The 21,204-nt window shown below is 70.7% G+C and carries 15 protein-coding genes and 1 tRNA gene; 6 read left to right on the top strand and 10 right to left on the bottom strand.

What is annotated here, in order from left to right; translation table 11 throughout:
- Position 1: 1 nt before the first annotated feature.
- Genes AB0O15_RS46700 through AB0O15_RS46690 form a run of 3 tightly spaced genes read right to left on the bottom strand, consistent with a single transcriptional unit; the run spans position 2 to position 2,043 of the window.
- Positions 2-670: an alpha/beta fold hydrolase gene (locus tag AB0O15_RS46700; protein ID WP_364334261.1), complete on the bottom strand. Its 669-nt coding sequence runs from the start codon at positions 668-670 to the stop codon at positions 2-4.
- Entirely contained in the window at positions 667-1,548 is an 882-nt protein-coding gene (locus AB0O15_RS46695) for a hypothetical protein (RefSeq protein WP_364334259.1), read from the bottom strand. The genes AB0O15_RS46700 and AB0O15_RS46695 overlap by 4 nt, the downstream gene beginning before the upstream one ends.
- Before the next feature lie 24 nt (positions 1,549-1,572).
- On the bottom strand, positions 1,573-2,043 hold the full coding sequence (locus tag AB0O15_RS46690; RefSeq protein ID WP_364334256.1) for a nucleoside deaminase: 471 nt from the start codon (positions 2,041-2,043) through the stop codon (positions 1,573-1,575).
- Positions 2,044-2,322: 279 nt separating this feature from the next.
- On the opposite strand from AB0O15_RS46690, the gene AB0O15_RS46685 reads away from it, so the two are divergent.
- Positions 2,323-3,234, top strand: a complete 912-nt coding sequence (locus AB0O15_RS46685) for a hypothetical protein (protein WP_364334254.1) — start codon at positions 2,323-2,325, stop codon at positions 3,232-3,234.
- 65 nt (positions 3,235-3,299) lie between these two features.
- Here AB0O15_RS46685 and AB0O15_RS46680 read toward each other — a convergent pair whose 3' ends face one another.
- Both AB0O15_RS46680 and AB0O15_RS46675 read right to left on the bottom strand, forming a co-directional pair.
- A complete protein-coding gene (locus AB0O15_RS46680; RefSeq protein ID WP_364334251.1) occupies positions 3,300-3,959 on the bottom strand; it encodes a response regulator transcription factor in 660 nt (219 codons plus the stop codon).
- Positions 3,959-5,128, bottom strand: a complete 1,170-nt coding sequence (locus tag AB0O15_RS46675; protein ID WP_364334248.1) for a histidine kinase — start codon at positions 5,126-5,128, stop codon at positions 3,959-3,961. Before AB0O15_RS46675 ends, AB0O15_RS46680 begins: the two co-directional genes overlap by 1 nt.
- 248 nt (positions 5,129-5,376) lie before the next feature.
- On the opposite strand from AB0O15_RS46675, the gene AB0O15_RS46670 reads away from it, so the two are divergent.
- From AB0O15_RS46670 to AB0O15_RS46660, 3 genes are all read left to right on the top strand, one after another.
- The gene (locus tag AB0O15_RS46670) at positions 5,377-5,925 is read left to right on the top strand and encodes a hypothetical protein (protein WP_364334245.1); all 549 of its coding nucleotides are present in this window, start codon (positions 5,377-5,379) and stop codon (positions 5,923-5,925) included.
- 186 nt (positions 5,926-6,111) lie between these two features.
- Positions 6,112-9,474: a TIR domain-containing protein gene (locus tag AB0O15_RS46665; protein WP_364334243.1), complete on the top strand. Its 3,363-nt coding sequence runs from the start codon at positions 6,112-6,114 to the stop codon at positions 9,472-9,474.
- Between the two features lie 4 nt (positions 9,475-9,478).
- Positions 9,479-10,111, top strand: coding sequence for a class I SAM-dependent methyltransferase (locus AB0O15_RS46660; protein WP_364334240.1), 633 nt, complete (start codon positions 9,479-9,481; stop codon positions 10,109-10,111).
- Here AB0O15_RS46660 and AB0O15_RS46655 read toward each other — a convergent pair.
- Positions 10,072-12,138 carry a 2Fe-2S iron-sulfur cluster-binding protein gene (locus tag AB0O15_RS46655; protein WP_364334237.1) on the bottom strand — a complete coding sequence of 689 codons (2,067 nt, stop codon included), beginning with the start codon at positions 12,136-12,138 and terminating at the stop codon, positions 10,072-10,074. The two genes, AB0O15_RS46660 and AB0O15_RS46655, sit on opposite strands and share 40 nt — an antisense overlap.
- Before the next feature lie 211 nt (positions 12,139-12,349).
- Between AB0O15_RS46655 and AB0O15_RS46650 the strand changes: the two genes are divergently transcribed.
- Positions 12,350-14,485, top strand: a complete 2,136-nt coding sequence (locus tag AB0O15_RS46650) for an ATP-binding protein (protein ID WP_364334234.1) — start codon at positions 12,350-12,352, stop codon at positions 14,483-14,485.
- Positions 14,482-15,696, top strand: coding sequence for an HDOD domain-containing protein (locus AB0O15_RS46645; RefSeq protein ID WP_364334231.1), 1,215 nt, complete (start codon positions 14,482-14,484; stop codon positions 15,694-15,696). The genes AB0O15_RS46650 and AB0O15_RS46645 overlap by 4 nt, the downstream gene beginning before the upstream one ends.
- Here the strand turns inward: AB0O15_RS46645 and AB0O15_RS46640 are convergent.
- The 4 genes from AB0O15_RS46640 to AB0O15_RS46625 all read right to left on the bottom strand — a co-directional run bounded on the left by AB0O15_RS46640 (position 15,680) and on the right by AB0O15_RS46625 (position 21,161).
- Positions 15,680-16,846, bottom strand: a complete 1,167-nt coding sequence (locus AB0O15_RS46640; RefSeq protein WP_364334228.1) for an HD domain-containing phosphohydrolase — start codon at positions 16,844-16,846, stop codon at positions 15,680-15,682. The two genes, AB0O15_RS46645 and AB0O15_RS46640, sit on opposite strands and share 17 nt — an antisense overlap.
- Before the next feature lie 74 nt (positions 16,847-16,920).
- Complete coding sequence (locus AB0O15_RS46635) at positions 16,921-19,128, bottom strand: ATP-binding protein (RefSeq protein WP_364334225.1); 2,208 nt, start codon at positions 19,126-19,128, stop codon at positions 16,921-16,923.
- Between the two features lie 18 nt (positions 19,129-19,146).
- A complete protein-coding gene (locus AB0O15_RS46630) occupies positions 19,147-20,283 on the bottom strand; it encodes an FIST N-terminal domain-containing protein (RefSeq protein ID WP_364334222.1) in 1,137 nt (378 codons plus the stop codon).
- A 779-nt stretch (positions 20,284-21,062) separates the two neighbouring features.
- A tRNA-OTHER gene (locus AB0O15_RS46625) sits at positions 21,063-21,161 on the bottom strand.
- Positions 21,162-21,204: the final 43 nt, after the last annotated feature.

Here is a 21,204-nt window from a genome sequence, read left to right as displayed (position 1 = left end):
TCTACCACCTCGCGACCAGCTCGCGCAGGCCGGCGCCGACCGCGACCGGGTCGGTCAGCATGGCCAGGTGGTGGCTGACCACCTCGGCCACCGGCAGCCCGGCCCGCCGCGCCTGCTCGGCACTGGCCCGGTAGTCCTCGCTGAGCAGCAGGTAGCCGGCCGGTCCGGTCCACCGGTCCGGCGAGCCGGGCTCGGTGAAGTAGCCCAGCGGCAGCCGCGGGATCTCACGCACGAAGGCGGACCGCACCCCGGGGTCGGGCACCGTCTCCGCGAGCACCTCGGGCGGGAACCATTCGTGCCACGGCGGCAACATCCCGTCCTCGGCCAGGCCGCGCAGGTGCCGGGCCCGCTCGGGCGGCGCGGTGTCCATCCAGGAGCGACCCGGTTCCGGCAGCGCCGAGTCGGCGTAGATGAGGCCCGCGACCGGCGACCGGACCGCCCGGGCGATGCGCGGCAGCAACCGACCGGCGCCGCTGTGTCCGATCAGGATCACCGGCCCGTCCACGTCGAGGGACGCGGCGACCGCCTCGGCGATCTCCCGCTGGGTGGCGCCGGCCGCCGACGGAACGACCACGCCGAACTCGCCGGACAGCTCGGCCGCCACCGCGCGCCAGGTCAGCGGCCCGACCAGCGGACTGTGCACCAGCGCCAGGGTGACGGGCGGGCTCACCGGGAGTCAGCGATCGTGCCGTCGCCGTCCACCGCGGCGAGCAGGCGGCGCAGGGAGCGGATGGCGGAACGGACCTCTTGCAGGTAGTGCGCGAGGGTGAACGACACGCGGTAGCCGTTCGGCAGTTCGAATCCCGCGGGGACGCCGATCGTCTCGATCGAGCAGGCCGAAGCGAGACCCAGTTTGCGTACGGCGTCGAGGTGCTGAAACGGGACGTAGATGTCGGTCGTCACGATCAGGATGGTCTCGTGGCCGCCCGGGTCGGCGGCCCGCCAGGCGTCGTAGGTGTCGGCCGTGTTGGCCCTGGTGGCCGGCTCGCCGCGGCCGGCGCAGATGACCTCGGCGCCGGCCGTTCCGAAGGCGGCCCGGGCGCCCGCCTCGATCGCCTCGGCCTCGGTGCGGCCGGCGGCGCCGGCGGCGGCCAGGAACTCCCGCTCCACCTGGCGCAACGGGCGGTCGCTGCCGAGCGCCGCGACGCCGCCGACCTCGAGGCCGCCGGCGATCAGGGCCGAGGCGAAAGCCGGGCGGCAGAAGCAGGCCGGGGCGCCGCCGCCCAGGATGAGCATCCGGTCGTAGCGGTCGCGGGCCGGCGTCGAGCGGCCGGTCAGCCCGAGGCCCCGCAGCGACCGGGTGATCGTGGCGGCGACCCCGGGCTCGAAGTCGCGCAGCCTCATCGCTGACCGTTCCCGACCACCCCGGAAGTCCCACTCGCGCGCCGAGAACTCGTCGAGCCACGCGAGCGCTTCACGCGTACCCGAGGGTGGAATCTGACCTTCGAAGATCGCCACCAGGTCACGCAGCTGCTCGGCGGCGACCCACTCGCGGGCGGTCCGTTCGATCTCGTCGATCGCGTCCGGACCGCCCGTGAACGAGTTCATCCGGCGATGATATCGAGGCTCTTGTCAGCGCGACCGGGCGCGGCGTTCGTGCAGCTGGCGCACCTCGTCGTCGAACGGCGGCACCGGGCCGGTGGTGACGATCCCCGGCGCCACGGCGGTGATCGGGAAGGTCGTGACCGGCGACGGAGGCAGGCCCCAGCCGGCCCGCCAACCGGCGAGCTGGGCGCTGGACGCGGCGTACACGATCGGGCCGAGACCGACCCACGCGTGGGCCGCGGCGCACATCGGGCAATGCTCCCCCGAGGTGTAGACGGTCGAGACGGCGCGGGCGTCGGGCGGCAGGTGCTTGGCCGCCCACTGGGCCAGGACCAGCTCGGGGTGGGCGGTCGGGTCGGCCGAGCTGGTCTCCCGGTTACGGTCCTCGGCCAGCACGTCGCCGTCCGGCCCGACCAGCACCGACCCGAACGGGTCGTCGTCCTCGGCAAGGGCCTGGGCGGCGAGGTCGAGGCAGCGCCTGAGGTATTCGGTCGTCATCCCCCCAGTCTGACCGACCGCCATCCCTTTATATCGAGGCATCTCGATGGGACGGGGTGTCGCGGATGGACCTTGCCGCTATAGGCTGACCGAGCCGGATCGATGGACATCTTTCTTGGCCACACGGGGGAATGACTGATTACTGCCGTCCAGGGCGCGCGATGGCGTGTGCCCGCGGTTCAGCACGGGGGTGTGCTGCCGCTTGACCGGCTGCCAACGAGCAGCTTCCGCAGGAGGAGCACTGTGTCACGTACACGGAAATTGTCGTTGATCTTCGGGATGTTTCTGGCGACCATGGTGGCCGTCGTGGCCGGCCCGGCGGCGCCGGCCTCGGCCGTGCCACACCCGCCACCGCCACCCGGCACCGTGGGCACCCAGGGCGTCTATGCGCTGAGGACCCACTACGCGAACGCCGACCTGGCCTCGGTGCGCGGCTGGCAGGTCTCCTGGACGGTGCCGGCGTTCACCAACAACGCCGACGGCGTGGTCGGCCAGTGGTTCTCGAACATCGAGGGCGGCATCTACCACACCGGCGACGGCTGGTGGGTCTACTACTACGGGGACGACAACGGCCAGACCGGCAACAACCCGGACTGCACGGTCCTGTGGGAGAGCGGCGGCCGCTGCCTGAACTGGGGCTCCAACCTGCCGGTGGGCAAGCAGGTCACGTTCACGTACGAGTACTGCACCGCCAGCAAGGCGTTCAGTGCCAGCGGTCCGTACATCTGCCTGTACGTCAACATGAACGACGGCGTCGGCAACCGCTACCTGATGCAGGACCTGCCGCGCGCCGAGGGCCCGGAGATGTACACCCACGACATCGAGACGTTCGCCGACGGCGGCGCCGTCGAGCCCGTGGTGTCCTGCACCAACCCGACCAAGATGCTCGGCCAGAAGGCCCGCATCAACAGCGGCGCCTGGACCAACCTGACCGGCTCGGCCTTCAGCTTCGTCGACGAGCAGCCGAACTACGAGTTCCGCAACGTCAACTACACGGCCAGTCCCGCGACGTGGCAGTCCTGCTCCCCGCCGAGCAACGCCTGCACCGGCCCGGTCTGGTCGCCGAAGACCACCTACTCGGTCAACACCCAGGTCTACTGGAACCAGCGCAAGTACCGCGCGGCCGCCACCTCGACCGGCGTCCGCCCCGGCACCAGCACCACCTCGTGGACAGATCTCGGCGTCTGCTGACCTGACCACCCGCCATCCCGGCCGGCGCGGCTCCTGTCGCGCCGGCCGGCACCGTTGTGGACCGATCAGGGGTACAGCCCAGCGCGGAAGGTGAACGAGACCAGCTGGGCCCGGTCACGGGCGCCAACCTTCGTCATGGCCCGTACCGCATGCGTCTTGACCGTGAACGGTGACACGACCATCCTGGCCGCGATCTCGTCATTGCTGAGGCCGCCGGCCACGAGGACGATCACGTCCCGCTCCCGGGGTGTCAGGGCGTCGAAGCGGCGCCGCAGTTCCTTGTCGATCGCCGGGGGCGGGCTGTCGGTCATGTGGCCGATGAGGGCGGCGGTCGCCGCGGCGGACAGCGCGCCGCCACCGCTGACGACCTCGGTGATTCCGGCGACGAGTTCAGCCGGGCTCACGGTCTTGCTCAGGAAGCCGTTGGCGCCCGCGCGCAGGGCGGCGAGGACGATGTCGTCCTGGTCGAAGGTGGTCAGCACGATCACCCGCAGCTTCTCGGCGGGGTGTTCCTGGCGGATCCGGCGGGTGGCTTCGACACCGTCGATACCCGGCATGCGGATGTCCATCAGCACCAGGTCAACGGGATGATCACGCAGGAACGGGAGGACCTGGAGGCCGTCGGAAAGGTCAGCCACCACCACCAGGCCGGGGTCGAGCTGGAGCATCGCCCGGATGCCGGCCCGGATGTCGTCCTGGTCGTCGACGATCAGGATCCGGGTCATCAGACGACGTCTCCGCGCGGGCTGAACTCCGCGCTGACCCGGAACCGCCCGCCGTCGCTGCCGATGGTCAGCCTGCCGTGGGAGGCCTCGACGCGTTCGCGCATCCCGACGAGTCCGAGCCCGCTGCCGCGGGATGCCGTACCGATGCGGTTCTCCACGGTGACGTGGATCCTGCTGTCGTGTTCGCGTACGTCCACCGTTGTCGTTCCCTCTCCATGCCGGTAGGCGTTCGTCAGGGCTTCCTGCACGACCCGGTAGACCGTCACCCCGACGCTGGGCTCCACGAAACCGGCGGGCAGGTCGATGGAGGGCTCGACGTCGAGACCGATGCTCTCGAACGAGGCGATGAGCCCCGGCAGGCCGCTGAGGGCCGGGGTCGGCCGGAGCGCCTCGTCGTCGGAGGTGTCGTCTCCGCGCCGCAGCAGCGCGAGGATCCGCTGTGACTCGAGGACGACGGTACGGGCGCAGGATCTCGCCGCGACGAGGGCCTGCCGGGACGATCGGGCGTCGTCGGGCAGCCCGATCTCGGCCGCACCGAGATGCATGCTCAGCATGGCGACCTGGTGGCCGATGACGTCGTGCAGGTCCCGGGCGATGCGCAGCCGTTCTTCGGTCACCCGCCGGGTGGCTTCGATCTCACGGGTCGCGATGGCGTTCTCGGCCCGTTCCTCCAAGGCCCACCAGTGGTCCCGGTGCAGGCGCAGGGCGACCCCGGTCGCCCCGCCAGCGATGGCCGAGAACAGGGCGGCGGCCCCGACGATCATGCCGCCGCGGAAGCCTCCGAAGGTGATGAGCGTGCCCAGGAAGAACACCGCCACGACGAGGGTGGCGACCACCGGCTGTCTGCCCCGGAAGGTGACCGAGAACAGCACGAACACGGCCATCATCCACACCGACAGCGGGTCCTGGCCCACGGCGGTGACGGCGAAGGACGCGGCGCTCGTCACGACCAGTCCCGCCCACGGCTTCCCCCACGAGAGGGCGATACCGCCACCGGCGAGCAGGACGGCCAGGGCGGTCGGCCAGCCCGATCCCCCCACGACCACGGCCACGATCTGACCGGTGAGGACCAGCCCGGCCACGGAGTAGGCGACCTGGTGCACCACCTCGGGGCGGCGGATCCACAGGGGCGCCGCGAGCCCGGCGTGATGGTTCTGCACCGTGACCATGACCTGATCATCGTTCATCCGGTCGGCGGCCGTGTACACCGAATGATGTAGACCGGCCCACCTCGACCGCGGCGGATGGTGAAACTACTTCGTTCGAAGTACGTGCCCCGGCCCGGGCCGATCCAGACTTCCTCCCGCGACCTCGTTCTCTCCGTGGAGGAAAACATGTTTCGTCCGTCGTCCCGCCGGTCCCCGATCTCGAGCAACCCGCACACCCGCCTGATCGAGCGGGCCGATCGGGGAACCCGATGACCACCGCCGCGGAAACCCGGCCGTCGGGCACCGGGCCCGCGCTGCGCCGGCTCTATTTCGTACGCTTCGGCTTTGCTGCCGTCTGGGCCGGCCTGCTGGCCCTGACCGGTTCCGACCTGGGTGTCGCCGCAGGTGTGCTGCTGGTGCTCTATCCGCTGTTCGACGTGGGTGCGGCGGTCGTGGACGCCCGGTCGTCGCGGACCCGCGAGCTGGTGCTGAACGTGGTGTTCAGTGCGCTCGCGGCGGTCGGGCTGGCTGTCGCGGCCGCGTCCGGCATCCCGGCGGTGTTGCGGGTGTGGGGTGCGTGGGCTGTGCTGGCCGGGGCGGTGCAACTGGTGGTCGCCCTGCGACGGCGCCGGCTCGGCGGGCAGTGGCCGATGATCCTCAGCGGCGGGATCTCCGTCCTGGCCGGCGCATCCTTCATCGCCTCGGCCGGCCAGGACGACCCGTCGCTGATCAACCTCACGGGATACGCGGTCCTCGGTGGGGTGTTCTTCCTGATCTCGGCCATCCGTCTCGGACCGGCCGCGGGCCGTCACGAATAGCACGCCGGGGCCGGGCATGGAGATGGCCGGGCATCCACGGGGGGAGATGCCCGGCCATGTAGATCAAATCACGTGGCGCAGTGCTGCCGCAACGGCGTGTCCGGCGGGGGCTCGGTCGCTTTACCCGCAGGCCGGTGACGTGGAGAATCGGCCACCGCGCCGACAACACCGAGCACGGGGACCGTTATGCCGTTCGATGGGTTCATCTCCTACAGTCATGCCGCCGACGGGCGGCTCGCACCGGCCGTTCAGCGAGGTCTGCACCGGTTGGCGAAGCCCTGGCATCGGCGGCGGGCGTTGTGGATCTTCCGGGATCAGACGGGGCTGGCGGTCACGCCCAAGCTGTGGAGTTCCATTCAGGAGGCGATGGACGGCTCCCGGCACTTCGTGCTGCTCGCCTCCCCGGAGGCGGCCGCCTCGCCCTGGGTGAATCGGGAGATCGAGCACTGGGTGGCCACCAAGTCGCCGGACCTGATCCTGCCGGTGGTGACCGACGGTGAATGGCGCTGGGATTCCGTACGCCGGGATTTCACCTTGGACTCCACGGCGGTGCCGGACGCGTTGCGGGGGGTGTTCGCCGAGGAGCCGCTGTATCTGGACCTGCGGTGGGCCCGGGACGACCTGCACCTCAGCCTTCAGCACGTCCGGTTCCGGGATGCGATCGCCCAGCTCGCGGCGCCCATGCATGGGGTCAGCAAGGACGATCTCGAAGGCGAGGACGTACGGCAGCATCGGCGGGCCCGGCGGCTGTCGGCCGTGGCGGCGGCGACGCTGGTGCTGTTGACGTTGGTCGCGTCCCTGACCGGGGTCATCGCCGTGCGTAACGCCGGCAAGGCCAGTGAGGCGGCGTCGGAGGCGCGTCAGCAGCAGCAGGTGGCGTCCGAGCAGCGCAGCACCGCGGAGCGTGCGACGGAGGAGTCGCGGCGGCAGCAGGAGAACGCCGTGCTGCTGGAAGGCCGGGCGAAGGCCGCGGCCGACGAGACCCGGCGGCAGAAGGTGCTCGCCGGCCAGGAGCAGGCGCTGGCCCAGGACGCCGCCGCCGAGGCGCGCCGCGAGCAGGCCAACGCGGCGCGGCACCAGGCCGACGCCGATCGGCAGAAGGCCAACGCGGGACGGCAGCGGGCGCTGGCCCAGGACGCCACCCGGGAGACCGAGCGGCAGAAGGCCGACGCGAAGCAGCAGCAGGCGAATGCCCGGCAGCAGCAGGAGCTGGCCAACCAGGCCAAGGCGCGGGCGACGGCGCAGGAGCGGATCGCCGAGCATCACCGTGAGCTGGCCCAGCAGGCCGACCAGGAGCGCCGGCGGCAGGAGAAGCTGGCCCGCGAGGCGGCGGAGGAGGCCCGGGAGGCGACCGCGGAGGCCCGCCGCCAGCGGGAGGCCGCGGCGCTTCAGCAGCGCATCGTGATCAATCAGCGACTGGTCGGCCGGGCCCGCGCGATGATCGCGGATGATCCGAGGAAGGCCCTCCGGCTCGCGGTCGCCGCGCAGGGCGTGCACCCCACCGCGGAGACCAACGAGCAGCTCAGCCACCTGGTCATGTCGACGCGCTACGCCGGCGCCCTGGCCGGCGTGACCGCTGTCGCGCCGGGCGCGGGCCAGGTGGTCGCCGCGGTCGGCACGGACGGGAAGGTGTCGCTCTGGAACACGGCCGACCCCACGAAGCCGGCCCGCCTGGCCACGCTGCCGGAGGACACGAGGGCCGGGGGCGAGGACAAGACGCTGGCGGCCGGCCCGGACGGGCGTACCCTCGCGGTCTTCGACGGAATTTCCGACGCGGTGCTGTGGAACGTGGCCGAACCGGCGCGCCCCGAGAAGCTGGCCACGCTGACCGACGCCGCCGGGATCATGGCCGTGACGTTCAGCCCGGACGGGCACACCGTCGCGACGAGCAACCGGGACAAGAACACCGTCCTGTGGGACGTGAGCGCGGCCCCGGCCCAGCTCGCGACGCTGCCGGCCGCGTACCCGCTGAAGTTCAGCTCGGACGGACGGATCGGGGTCACCAGCGGCGCCGAGGTCGTCGTGTGGAACCTGGCCGACCCGGCCAAGCCGGTGCGGGGCGCCGCGCTGCACCTGTTGTACGGCGACAAGACGTCCGGCGACGCCGCGATCGAGGTCAACCCGAAGCAGCCGATGGTGGCCGTCGAGGGGGCGGACGACGCCGTGTGGCTCTGGGATCTGAGCAACCCGGCCAAGCCGGTGAACGGCAGCTACATGAACGTGGGCGTCGGCGACGGCCATTTCCGGTCGATGGCGTTCAGCCCCGACGGGACCATGCTGGCCCTCGGTGACACCGACGGGACCGCCGAGGTGTACGGCGTCGAGGGCGGCAGCTGGCCGTGGCTGTCCATGAAGATCGCCGTCCTGGCCGTCCGGGGTGGCCCGGTGACGTCGATGGCCTTCGGTCCGGACTCGCGGACGCTGACCACCGCCGGCTTCCGCGAGACGGCGACGTTGTGGGCGATCAGGGGCCGGTTCGCGCCGGAGGCGACCACGGCGCCTGGTCCCGTACCCGCAAGAATCGTCGGTCTGGCCTTCACGCCGGACAGCGGCACCCTGATCGCAGCGGGCCGGGACGGGACAGCCGTGCCGTGGCACCTGTCCGGTTCGGCCGGCCCCGTCCGCGGCACCCCCTGGCCGCTGCGGAACAGCAAGGTCGACGGGATCACCCTGAGCGAGGACGGCCGCACCCTGGCCGTGCTCGGCGCCGACAAGTCGGTGACGCTGCTCGACATGACCCGCCCCGGCGAGCCCGCGTTCCTGTCCAAGATCGAGGATCCCGGAACCGAGGTGTACGCGGTGGCGCTCACCAAGGACGGAACGACCCTGGCCATCGGTCACAGCGACGGCCGGACGACGCTGTGGAGCCTGGCCGACCGGCGGGAGCCCGACCGCATCGCCGAGCTGACCCTCCGCAAGGACCTGTCGGCCATCGCGTTCACGGCGGACGGGCACACGATGGCGGTCAGCGAGGGCACCAACGTGTCCCTGTGGAGGCTCGCCGACGGTTCCGACCCGGTCCGGCTCACGTCGATCGCGATCACCGAGTTCAGCGGTTACAGCGCCCAGTCGCTCGCGTTCAGCCCCGACGGGCGCACCCTGGCCGCCGGCACCGACGAGCCGTCGACCCTGCTGTTCGACATCGCCGACCCGACCCAGCCGCACCGGCTGGCCACCCTGACCGGCCACAGCAACATGGTGCTGTGGCTCGGCTTCAGCCCCGACGGGCGCACGCTGGCCACCTCGGGCCTGGAGAACGCCCTGATGCTGTGGGACATCGCCGACCCCGGCACCGCGGTGCCGTTCGCCACCATCAAGATCCCCGAGCTGCAGAGCTTGAACACCGCGTTCAGCCCCGACGGCCGCACCCTGGCCGCGGGCGGAACCTACGGCGCCCCCAGCCGGACCATCACCCTCTGGAACGCCACGGCGCCGAAGGAACTGGCCGCCGACCCGACCGGCTACGCCTGCACCCTCAGCGGGCGCGGGCTCAACGCCGCCGAGTGGGCCACCTACATCCCCGAACTCCCCTACCGGTCCACCTGCTGACGACATGGACGCCCTCAACGCGTACGACAGCGTGGCCGAAACCTACGCGCAGCTGTTCCGCGACTCCCTGCGTGACGCTCCCCTGGATCGCGCGATGCTCGGGGCGTTCGCCTCCGCATGTGGAACGGGTCAAGTCGCGGACGTGGGGTGCGGACCGGGTCACGTCACCGCTCATCTCGACGAGCTGGGAGTCGCCGCGCTCGGCGTTGACGTCTCGCCCGCGATGATCGAGTTGGCTCGCCAGGCCTATCCGGGACTCGGTTTCACGGTGGGCTCGATGGAAGCGCTGGACATCGGCGACGGCGTGCTGAGCGGCGTACTCGCGCGCTGGTCCATCATCCACATCCCGCCGCCGGAAGTTCCTGCCGTCCTGGCCGAGTTCCACCGGGTGCTGGCGCCCGGTGGCCACCTCCTGATCTGCTTCCCGGCAACCGACGGCCCGGACCACCCGACCCAGGTGTACGACCACACGGTCGCGCCGGCCTACCGGTGGTGGCCCGATCACCTGGCCGCGTTGCTGCGTGACGCCGGGCTGGCCGAGGTGGCTCGTCTGACGGCTCAGCCCGAGCCCGCGGACCGCCGCCAGTTTCCCGCGGTTCACCTGCTGACCCGCAGGACGATGTCGGACAGTGGGTAGCCCACGCAGGTCAGCGCGTACCCCTCGGCCTTCTGTTGTGAGGTGAGGCAGTTCGGTTCGTTCTGGACGACTTCCCCCTTGACCAGGCGGACCATGCAGTCGCCACAGTTACCGACCGTGCAGGAGTACGGCATCGGCAGGCCCGCGTCGAGCCCGGCGTCGAGCAGGGTCTGGCCGGGTTCGACCACCACCGTGCCGACCGCCTCGACCGTCATCTCCTGGGGCTCCTGGGACGAGGTCGCCGCGGTTCCGGTGTCGGCCCCGCTGATGTAGCGCTCGCTGTGCACCAGGTCGTCCGGGACACCGAGCCCGGCGAGTACGCCGTGGGTGGCGCTCATCAGGGGTTCCGGCCCGCAGACGTAGTAGTGGGCGGACCTCGCCGGTGACAGCCCGGTGATCCAGCGGCGGATGCCGTCCGCGTCGAGCCGTCCGTCGCGCCGGGTCAGGACGTGGGTGACCGACAGGCGGCCCGGGTGATCCGCCGCGAGCCGGGCCAGTTCGGCGGCGAAGATGACCTCATCGGTGTCACGGCTGCTGTAGAGCAACGCGATCCGGCTCTGCCTCAGCGCCGCCCGGATGATGCTCATCATCGGCGTCACGCCGCTGCCCGCCGCGATCAGGACGAGCTGGTCCGGTGCCTGCGGCGGGAGATGGAACGACCCGGACGGCCCGCGCACCGCGAGTCGGTCACCTTTCCGGTGTACGTGACCCGAGAACCGCCCGCCGTCGACGCGCTTGACGGTGACCTCGAGCCGGGCCGACCCCGGCGCCGACGACGCCGAGTAGGCCCGCCGCACCGGGCGCCCGTCGATGTCGGCGATCAGCGTGAAGAACTGCCCGGCCCGGAAGTCGAACGACCCCCGCTTGCCGCCGGCGTCCTCCAGCACGAGCGTGACCACGCTGGGCGTCTCCCGCCGCACGTCGGCGATGCGCACCTCCCGCAGGGCCTCGACCGTCCGCGCCTCCTCGTAACCCTCCTTGATCAGCCCCGACCGGTAGGCGCGGTCCATGACCAGGCGCAGCAGCCGGGTCAGCCCCGGGATCGCCCCGACGACCTTCAGCAGACCCTTGGCCTTCGAGCGGGCGGCGAGGTGCTGCCCCGCCATCGCCATCAGATCCGGCGCCGTCCCGCGATCAAGGTGCGTGCCCCGGGCCCACATCCCCGACCGGGCCACGGCGTCATTGCCGGCAATCTCGGCGTCCTCGACGTCGATGAGCAGCGCCGCGTGCGGGGGCATCCCCCGCAGGGCCATGGTCGCCAGCAGTGCGGGATCGTCGGTGATCGCGCCGCGACCGCGGACATGCAGCACGCCGCCGCGTCCCGGGACGAGCGCGGCGAGCGAGAGCCGGTCGTCCTGCAGGAGGTTGTGCAGGGAGTCGGCGCGCTTGTTGCCCCGGCGGTCAGGGATGACCAGCGTACGACCGTCCAGGATCCGCGCCACCGCCTCCCGGTCGCCGCGCGGGCTGGTGTCACTCCCGCCAGCCGAGTCCCAGGTGGACAGCGCGAGGAACTTCGCCGCGGCGAGGAAGTCGGCGACACCGGGCCGGGACAGTGGCCCCTCCCCCGGCTCCGGGGCCGCCGGCGGCCCCGGAGCCGGGGGGTGCCAGAGGCGCGACCGGAGTACGGCCTGAGCGCAGTGCACGTACGCCTCGTGGATGTCGACGGACACCTCGGCACCCTGGCGAGCCGCCACCGAACCGTTGACGCGCAACAGCTCACCGACGCCCGGCAGGAGAAAGAAGAACGAGACCGGGCCGTCCGGGTGACCGGCCTCGGCCATCGTGAAGGAGATCCGCGTGGGCGAGCGCACCTTCACGAAGCCGGGCCGGCCGCCGATGAAGGTCGTCCTCGCGATGCCATTGCCGTCCCGATAGCCGAAGGCGGCGACCGGGCAGAGGTCAAGGATGGTCCGGCAGCCTTCATCAAGGGCGCTGATCTGCTTGAGCATGATCACGGCCGCCGGCCGCCCGACCGTCGCCTCAACCTCATCCACCGCGGTCAGCCGACGCGCATTTTCCCAGTTCACCTCACTATTGTGAGCAATAGCTCAGTTCTCTGGCTACTCGCTTTTGCCGCCCCGGGGGCACCTCCGTACACCCTCTCCTTCGGCGGCCACTGCTCACGTTCTGCCGGTCGATCGGTGAAACACCGAGCACAAACGGCTCCTGATGCCTCCGCTGATCCGGAGTCCGGCCGATAGGACTGAGAGACCGTTGTTGATCAGGTGAGAGGGTGGGGTGACGACTGTGCGCCGGTCGGCGTGGCTGACGGCCCGCACGCGCCCGATGCTGGGGCAGGTGCGGCTGCTGTTCCTCGTGTTCTGCCTGATCTGGGCGGCCATCGGGTTCTACGGCGTCGATGCCGGCAGCGGTGTCCCGACGTGGGCCTCGGCGGCCGCGATCGTGGTGGTCGAGGCGTCGCTGGTGATCGGATACCGGCGTGGGCGGTTCCCGTGGTGGAGCTGGCTGGTCGAGCTGCCCTGTGTCGGGCTGGTGGCCTTCGCCTCGGGGTACGGCATCACGACCGGCCTGCTCTTCGTCTGGATCAATTTCCGGGCCCTCTACGGCCGCCGCAAGGATCAGCTTTTCGGGGCCGCGACGGTGGTCGCCGTGATGACCGGCGGCGTGTTCCTGGCCGGTGTTCCCTCATCCGACGCCGTGTCGCTGGCGGTGACCGCGCTCATCGGGCTGGCCATCAACCACACCCTGGCGCAGGGTTTGCGCGCCCGTGACCGTGCCGCCGCCCGGGAGAGCGTGGTCGCCTCGGCCGGAGCGGTGTTCGCCGCCGTCGAAAGCCGGCAGGAAGCGGCTCAGGCGGCGGCCGAGGCGGCCGTGCGACTCGACGAGGCGGTCGCCGGCGCCCTGCTGACGACGATCGCGTCGAGCGCCGTACGCGTCATCGGTCACGCCGGCTCGGCCGGCCCGGACGTGCTGAACCGATCGATCGAACTCGACGATCTCGGCCCGGAGATGCGAGCCGGGCTGCACCCGGGTGAAACGGCCATGATCACCGGGGCCGCGGCCGCGCGTTTCACCGCGGCGATGAGCATGCCGGCGCACGATCGGCTGCTGATCGTTCCGCTGGCTGTGCAGGGCGACGTCTTCGGCCTGCTGGTGGCGGCGTTGCACCGGCGTCCGGACGACCTGTCGGCCGCCATGCTCACCCTGGCCGACGAGGCGGCGCTGACCCTGGATCAGCTGCTGAGCCGATCCCGGTTGAGCATCGTCGTGGAGAACTCCTCGGATGCGCTGATCCTGGCCGGCGAGCGGGGCGTGATCCGGCTCGCCAATCCCGCCGCCGGGCGGCTGCTGGGCTGTCCCGTCACCGACCTGACCGGCGGTGACCTGCGCCGGCTCATTCATCCCGAGGACCTCGACGTGGTGCTGGCGGCCGCCTCGACCGCCGCACGGACCTGCCGGCTGCGGGGATCGGACGACCAGCCGTGGAGCGAGTACGAGGTCGTGGTGGAGTACGTCACCGAGCATGACGGCTCCCGCAGCCTCATCCTGAACGCGCGTGACATCTCCGAGCAACGGCGACTGGAGATGGAGTTGCGGCACGCGCAGAAGCTGGAGTCCGTCGGACGGCTCGCGGCCGGCGTGGCGCACGAGATCAACACGCCGATCCAGTTCGTCGGCGACAACATCCGCTTTCTCGAGGACTCCTTCGCCGATCTGCTCACCCTGGTCACCGCCGTACGCGAGCGCGCGGACAGCGACGAGCCCATGGCCGAGCTGCTGCGCGAGATCGACGCCGAGTTCCTCCTGGAGGAAGTGCCCGCCGCCGTGCGGCAGACGCTCGAGGGCGTCGACCGAGTGGCGACGATCGTGCGGGCGATGAAGTCGTTCGGCCATCCCGGCGACGAGGCGAAGAGCTTGGCCGATCTCAACGACCTGGTCACCAACACGCTGGTGGTGGCGGCCGGCGAGATCAAGCCGGTGGCGGACGTGGAGACCGAGCTGTCCGATCTGCCGCCGGTGCGCTGCCACGTCGGCGACATCAATCAGACGCTGCTCAACCTGGTGGTGAACGCGGCACACGCCATCGAGGCGGCGGGGAAAGGCCGGGGCACGGTACGGGTCGTCACCCGGCGCGACGGCGACGAGGCCGTCATCGACGTGGCCGATACCGGGACCGGTGTGCCGCCCGAGGTCGCGGACAAACTCTTCGATCCGTTCTTCACCACCAAGGAGGTCGGCCGGGGCACCGGCCAGGGCCTTGCTCTGGCGCGCAGCCTCGTGGTCGACCGCCATCACGGATCCATCAGCTTCCGCACCGAAGTCGGCGCCGGCACCGTCTTCTCGGTGCGGCTGCCCATCGGCGAGGCGGTCATGCCCGCGCCACCGTCGTCCGAGCTGGAGGTAGTGCCATGAGCGAGAAGCCCCACGTGGTGTTCGTGGACGACGAACCACGCATCCTCGACGGTCTACGCCGCATGCTGCGCAAGGAAAGCGCCCGATGGGACATGTCCTTCGCCGGCGGAGCGGGCGAAGCGCTCGCCGTGATGGAGAACCGGCGCTGCAACGTCGTGGTGTCCGACTTCCGCATGCCCGGCATGGACGGTGGGGAACTTCTGAGCCGGGTGCAGTCGCTGTATCCCGGGACCGCTCGGGTGATCCTGTCGGGCCAGACCGGCGAGAACGACGTGCTCAGGGTCATCGCGCTGGCGCATCAGTTCTTGACCAAGCCCGCCGCCCGCGACGAGCTGGTGCAGACCCTCGAACGGCTCATCGCGGCGCAGGCCGCGTCCGGCGACGACTCGGCCCGCCGCGACGTCTCCATGGTCAGCTCCCTGCCCAGCGCACCCTCGCTGGTCATCGAGCTGATCGCGGCGCTCAACGCCGAGGATGCCTCGGCCGAGTCGGTCGGCGCGATCATCGAACAGGATCCGGCGGCCGCGGCCAAGGTGCTGCACCTGGTGAACTCGTCGGCCTCGATGGTCAGCCACAAGGTCACCCGCGTGGTCCAGGCCGTCGCGCTCCTGGGCACCCAGCGGGTACGCGGGCTGGTGCTGATGCACGACGTCGTCCGCAGTTTCGATCCGCACGGGGTGCTGCCGACCGACTGGATCCAACGGCTCACCGACCATTCGGTGCACACCTCGCACCTGGCCCGGGAACTGGCCGGCCCGGCTCCGTGGCACAACGAGGCGTTCACCGCGGGGCTGCTGCACGAGGTCGGCCAGTTGGTGCTGGCCTCCTCCCGCCACGAGGAGTACCCCGGAGTGCTGAAGATCAAGGACCAGGCCACGGGTACGCCGGACGACGCCGCCGACGAGCCGCTGACGCTGGACGACATCGAGCGGGCCGCGCTCGGCACCTGCCACAGCGATGCCGGCGCCAACCTGCTCGCCCTCTGGGGGCTTTCCGCCGCGGTGGTGGAGTCCGTGGCCGGTCACGCCGGCGCGACGCCCGGAGCGGTCGACGATCCGAGGTCGGCGGTGGCGGTCGCGCACCGCCTGGTCGAGGCCGAGCTCGGCACGGTGTGCGGGGCGCCGGCCGACGACAGCGCCGCCTTCGAGGAGCAGCTCGGAGCGCACGAACGCGCGGTCGTCGAACGGTGGCGGACTACCCTGCGGCGCTGACCAGGGCGTTCGACGAATAGACCAGGAGCGGTTCGGCGACGCCGTCCTCCAGGGCGGCGAAGTTGCGCAGCCGGCTCATCAGGCTCATCGTCACCTCCTGGCCCGCGTTGACCAGCAGCATGCCCGTACCGCTGCACACCGGGGCGGCGAGAATCATGCCGATCTTCACCGCACCGAGCTTGACCGCCTCGACCGCCGCGGAGGTGTCGTCGCTCGCCGTGGTGTCCAGCGCGTCGAGCAGCGCGGGGTCGTAGCGTCCTTCGGCGGACCGCAGCGTGAGGCAGGCGACGTTGGGCGGTGAACCCCCGGCCACCAGCGCGTCGTAGTCCTGGACGAGGCGCAGCACGCGCGCGCCGAAGGGGATCTCATCGCCGGCCAGGCGCTCGCCGGGCGGCCCCGAGCCGTCCCAGTTCGCCCGCGAGTGCCGGATCGCCTCGGTGACCGCCGTGAGCCTCGGGATGGCGGCGGTCAACCGTTCCGCCACCTGCGGCGCCTCATCCACCATGTTCTGCTCGCTCGCGGTGAGCGGTTCGGCCGTGCCGAGCTTGGCCACCACCGCCGGCGGAAGCGACACCGCGCCCAGTTGCGACATCAGCACCGCGAGTTCCACCGCCCAGCGATCGGGGGCCTCCACCGAGTCCAGCATCGCGACGGCGGTGCGGCGCATGCGGGTGGCCGTGGCGAAGGCCGCGGGGTTCGCCAGCGACAGGACGTCCATCAGGGCGTTCACGCTGCCGCGCAACGTCTCCTCGAGCAGCTGCCGTTGCCCGACCACGAGCTCGTGCTGCGCCACGCAGTCTCGTAGCGCACTGGTCATGATCTCCTGGTCGACCGGCTTGAGCAGCATCCGGAAGATCCCGCCCTCGTTGACCGTGGTCGCCGCGTCCGACAGGTTGGTGTGACCGGTCAGGAGCATCCTCGTGGCGTCGGGGGCGGCTTTGCGAACGGCCGCGAGGAACTCGGCCCCGTTGATCCCCGGCATCAGGAAATCCGAGACGATCACCTGGAACGGCTCCTCCTGGCCCAGGCTGAACAGCCCTTTGGCGGCGCCGACGGCGGTGACCACGTCGAAGTCACGGCGCAGCTGGCGCCGCAGACCGTTGAGAAGATTCGGCTCGTCGTCGACGAACAGCACGCGTGGCAGAGCCATCGCCGTGATCACCCCCGATCGGATCGCGACTCATCCCCACCAACGTAACCGCATTCCGTCCCCGCGGATGGCGTTCAACCGGCTTCGCCCTCCACCCGTACGGGCAGGCCGATGGTGAACGTGGTTCCCGTACCCGGGCTGGAATCGACCTTGATCGAACCGCCGTGCTTCTGCACGATGCTGGCGTACGCCATGCTCAGCCCTTGTCCCGTGCCCTTACCCACCACCTTGGTGGTGAAGAACGGGTCGAAGATCCGCTGCTGGGTCGCCTCGTCCATGCCGGTCCCGTCGTCGCTGATGGCGATCTCGACCGCATCCGCCCGACGGGTGGTCCGGATCCGGATGTGCCCCAGGCCGCCGCCGTCACGAGGGCCGGCCGCCTCGATGGCATGGGCGGCGTTGACGATGAGGTTGAGGACGACCTGCTTGAACTCGCCCTCATAGCAGGGCACCAGGCCGACGTCGTCGCCGAGCTCCAGGCTCAGCTCGGCGTGGTACTTCCACTCGTTGCGCGCCACCTGGCTGGTGCTTTCCACGGCCCGGTTGACGTCGACGTCGCTGCGGCCCTGGCCGGGATGCGAGAAGTCCTTCATCGCCCGGACGATCTGGGCGACCCGTTCGAGCCCTTCGAGCGATTCGGCCAGCGCCGTCGGAACCTCCGCGAGCAGGAAGTCGGCGTCGATCTCGCGCAGCAGCTCGGCGATCTGCTCGTCGGTGTCCCCGAACCGTTGCTGCACGGCGGTGACCAGCGTGAGCAGTTCGGTGAAGGACTGCTCGATGAATCGGGTGTTGTCGGAGACGAACTGGATCGGTGTGTTGATCTCGTGCGCGATGCCGGCCGCGAGCTGACCGATCGCCTCCAGCCGGTTCGCCTGATTGACCTGGCGCTCCAGGTCACCGATGCGGGTCACGTCGGCGCCGATGCCGATCACCCCGCCCGCATCGGGTTGCGGCAGCACGCTGATCAGCAGGGTGCGCGGCGGGCCGCCCGGCCCGGTGACGGTGGCGTGGTGATCCACCACGGGCGCGCCGTGGCGGCGCACCTGGGCCTCCAGCTCGCCCAGGATCGGCGCGAGATCGTCCACGACAGCGATCTCGGCCTCGGTCTTCCACACCAGGTCGGTGGTGGCCGCGGCGCCGCGCGCGGTGAGGTACGCGGCGTTGTGCCCGATGTAGCGGCCGTTCGCGTCCTTCCAGTAGATGAACTGGGGAATGGCGGAGATGACCCCGGTGAGCACCGCCTTCTCGATCGACAGCTCGTGGGCCAGCGCCTCGGCGCGCGCCTTGGCCGCCAGGCGCGACCGTTCCGCCTTGACCCGGCCGGTCACGTCGCGTTCCACGGCGACGATCCGCAGGATGCCGTCGTCGTCGATCACCCGGTAGAGCTCGGCCCGCAGCCAGCAACGGCGTCCGTCCTTGGTGCGGCTCTCGAATTCCGGCAGCACCACGGAACCCTTCGCGACCCACGCCTCCTGGTCGAACTGCGGCATGCCGTCGATCCCGAGCAGGTCGACCCGGGCCCGGCCGAGCGCCTCCTCGAGGGTGTAGCCGGTCAGCTGGGTGAAGGCGTTGTTGACCCATTCGATGACGCCGTGCTCGTCGGTGATCATCACCCCGTCGTCCACGTGGCGGGCCACCAGCGCCAGACGGGCGGCGTGGCGGGTGGAGTGACGGAGCTCGTCCTGGATCTGGACCGCCGCCGTCTCGTCGGTGAGGGTGAGCACCGCTCGGGCCGCGCCGTGCCTCAGCACCGGATCGACTCGCAACCGCCACCAGCGCGGACCCTCCCGCGTCTCGACCCGGCGCACGCCGGCCGGACCGACCTCCACCTCGGCGAGCACCTGCCGGAGCGCGTCAGCGGCCCCGGTCAGCAATTCGCCGAGGCCGCCGGGCTGATCCGCGGCCACGGAGAAGAAACAGCCGGCGTCGATGGTGACGTCGCCGACGCGAGCCAGCATCGTGCTCCACACCTGGTTGGTGTCGATGATGAGGCCGTCACCGTCGAGGATGCACAGGCCGGCGTCGATGGAGTCGATCACCGCGCGGAGGAGCTGTTCGGCCTCGCGGGTGCGGTCGGTGCGTTCGGCCAGCCGTCGCTGCAGCGTCAGGTTGCGCTGCCAGGTGGCCAGCGCCGCGCTGTCCGGTTCCCCGGCGGTCCGCCGTTCCGCCGCGACCACCAGCGCATCGATGGTGCGGCGCTGCCGTTCCACGGTGCGCCGCAACTCCGCCACCTCGGCGGTCACCTGTTCGCGGTCCTCGACCGTGCTCAGCGCGTCAACCATGTCGCTCCCGGGATCAAGTCAGCCGAACGCCACGGCGACAAGTGTCTGGTTCATGTGCATGCCGTTGAACTGCTCGCCGTACGTGCTGAACCCGGCGGCGTGGTTCGCGGCCAGAAGGCCTCCCATCCGGTCGGCCAGGCCCCGCTCCTCGGACTCGAGCCGCCGCAGGACGCAGTCGAAGACCAGCATGCCGCCGAGTGAGCCCAGGTCGGCGCGGACCGCGGCGATTCCCTCGTCCAGCCTTTCCAGCATCCCGGTCGACTCACCCAGGCGCAGCACATCACCCAGGTCGACCCGGGCGAGCATCCTCAGCGACCCGTCCGGCCGGGCCTCCGCGATGCTGCGGACCCAGCTGGAGCCGCCGGCGCCCAGCAGCAGCGGGTGCCTGGAGAACGTCGCCGGCGTGATGTGCTGAAGTGGTTGGTTCACCGCGTCGGCGTAGGCCTCGGCGGCGGGCTGCCCGTTGAGCGTATGAATGATCCGCTGCTCCGGATCGACGTCGGTGGCGACCAGCACGGTCTCGGTGGCCTCATGATGTTGCAGCCGCAACAGGCGGAACGGCGCGTCCGACCCGACAAACGTCACCGTCGCGCAATCATCGGTGAACCCGCCGTCGTGGTAGACCGCCGTCCGCCGAAACTCCAGGCCATCACCGGCCGAGCCGCCGATCACCGGCACGTCGCCCAGCGTCGCCATCAAGGTGGCGGCAAGGGTATCCTCACGACGGGCGAGCCCATCAGCGAGAAGAATCGCGAACCCGTCCTGCCCCGCGATCTCGGAACGAAGCGCCATCAGCTGGGCGCCCGCCTGCTCCACAGCCGCCACCGCATCATGCAACGGCCGCAGCACAATCGTCCGGGCGCGGAGACCGCCTCCGGTCAGCGCGACCGCACAGACCCCTCGACTGTCGTAACCGTCGGCCGTGATGTTGCCCGAACTGGTACACCCGATAGCCCGCTCACCGAAGGCGTCGCGAATAGCACCCCCCACGGCGTCGAGGTCGTAGCCCGGGGCCACGAACACGGCGTAGACATCGGCGTGCGGTCCCAGCGCCTCGGCCAACTCCCCCACCGCGGCCCGCCCATCCTGCGCGTGCGACACCGCTGAGGCCAGAGTGACCCGTGCACCGCTGCGGCGCTCGGTCATCGTCGACATCTTCGCTCCTCGCCTCCGGGCCCTCAACGCACTGTTCGACCGGAACGGGCAGCGAATGAGCCCCACGAACTGTTTGTTGCCCGGCCCGGCGAAGCGTGGATCACGCACTTGCGACGGCGCGCCCCGGCCGGACTCGGCAGGCCAGGCCGTGACCTGGCCGACCTGCAACGGCCTGGCGGATAGCCATGGACGGTGTCTCAGCTGCGCTCGCGCAAGTATTCGAACTCCGCGTGGGCCTTGGCGCCGTCGGCGACGATCATCCGCTCGAGGACACGGCCCAGACACAGGACAGCGCCGGTGACCGCCTACCGACCCGTAGCGAACAAATCCTTGCCGACCTTGACTTCCTGCGATTCGGAGATCCAGAGCGTTGGCCGTCATGGGTTGGGTTTGGCTCAGGATGGCGACCTTTTGCAAGATCGTCTCCCAGATTTCTCCCAAGCGGGGGCCGGCCGACGTTACGGGGCATCCCGTCGCGCAAGCTTCGCTCAGCCGGGCCGCGCTCGCCTGGTCCAGGTCGTTCGTCCGCTGGGGCACTCCACCTGGACCAGGCGAGTGCGGTCTGTTGGCCTCAGGTGCGCAATGTTTCTAGAACGGGGTGGGGACATCCCAGAGCGCCCTGGCCCAAGGGCTGGGCCGTTGATAGCCGGCGCGGCTGTCACTCATCAGGAACCCATGGGCGAAGTGGGTCGTCGAGGAACAGGCCGAACATGGGCTCTATCAACGGGAAACGGGCCCCGCTCGTAAGAGCGAAACCCGCTGCGACCTGCTTGTTCATTTGGTGGGCGATACTGGATCGAACCAGTGACCTCTTCCGTGTCAAGGACACCGATCTCGCTGATAGGACGGGGTTGACCAGCGGGTTCGTTCAATCGCTCGGGTTAGACGGGGTGCGCCGGCCGGCGCATGAGCCGGGCCGGG

Source organism: Actinoplanes sp. NPDC089786, from assembly GCF_040684855.1.
GTDB lineage: Bacteria > Actinomycetota > Actinomycetes > Mycobacteriales > Micromonosporaceae > Actinoplanes.
The sequence above is the reverse complement of the archived record's forward strand: the minus strand, read 5'-3'. Positions and strand labels throughout refer to the sequence as shown.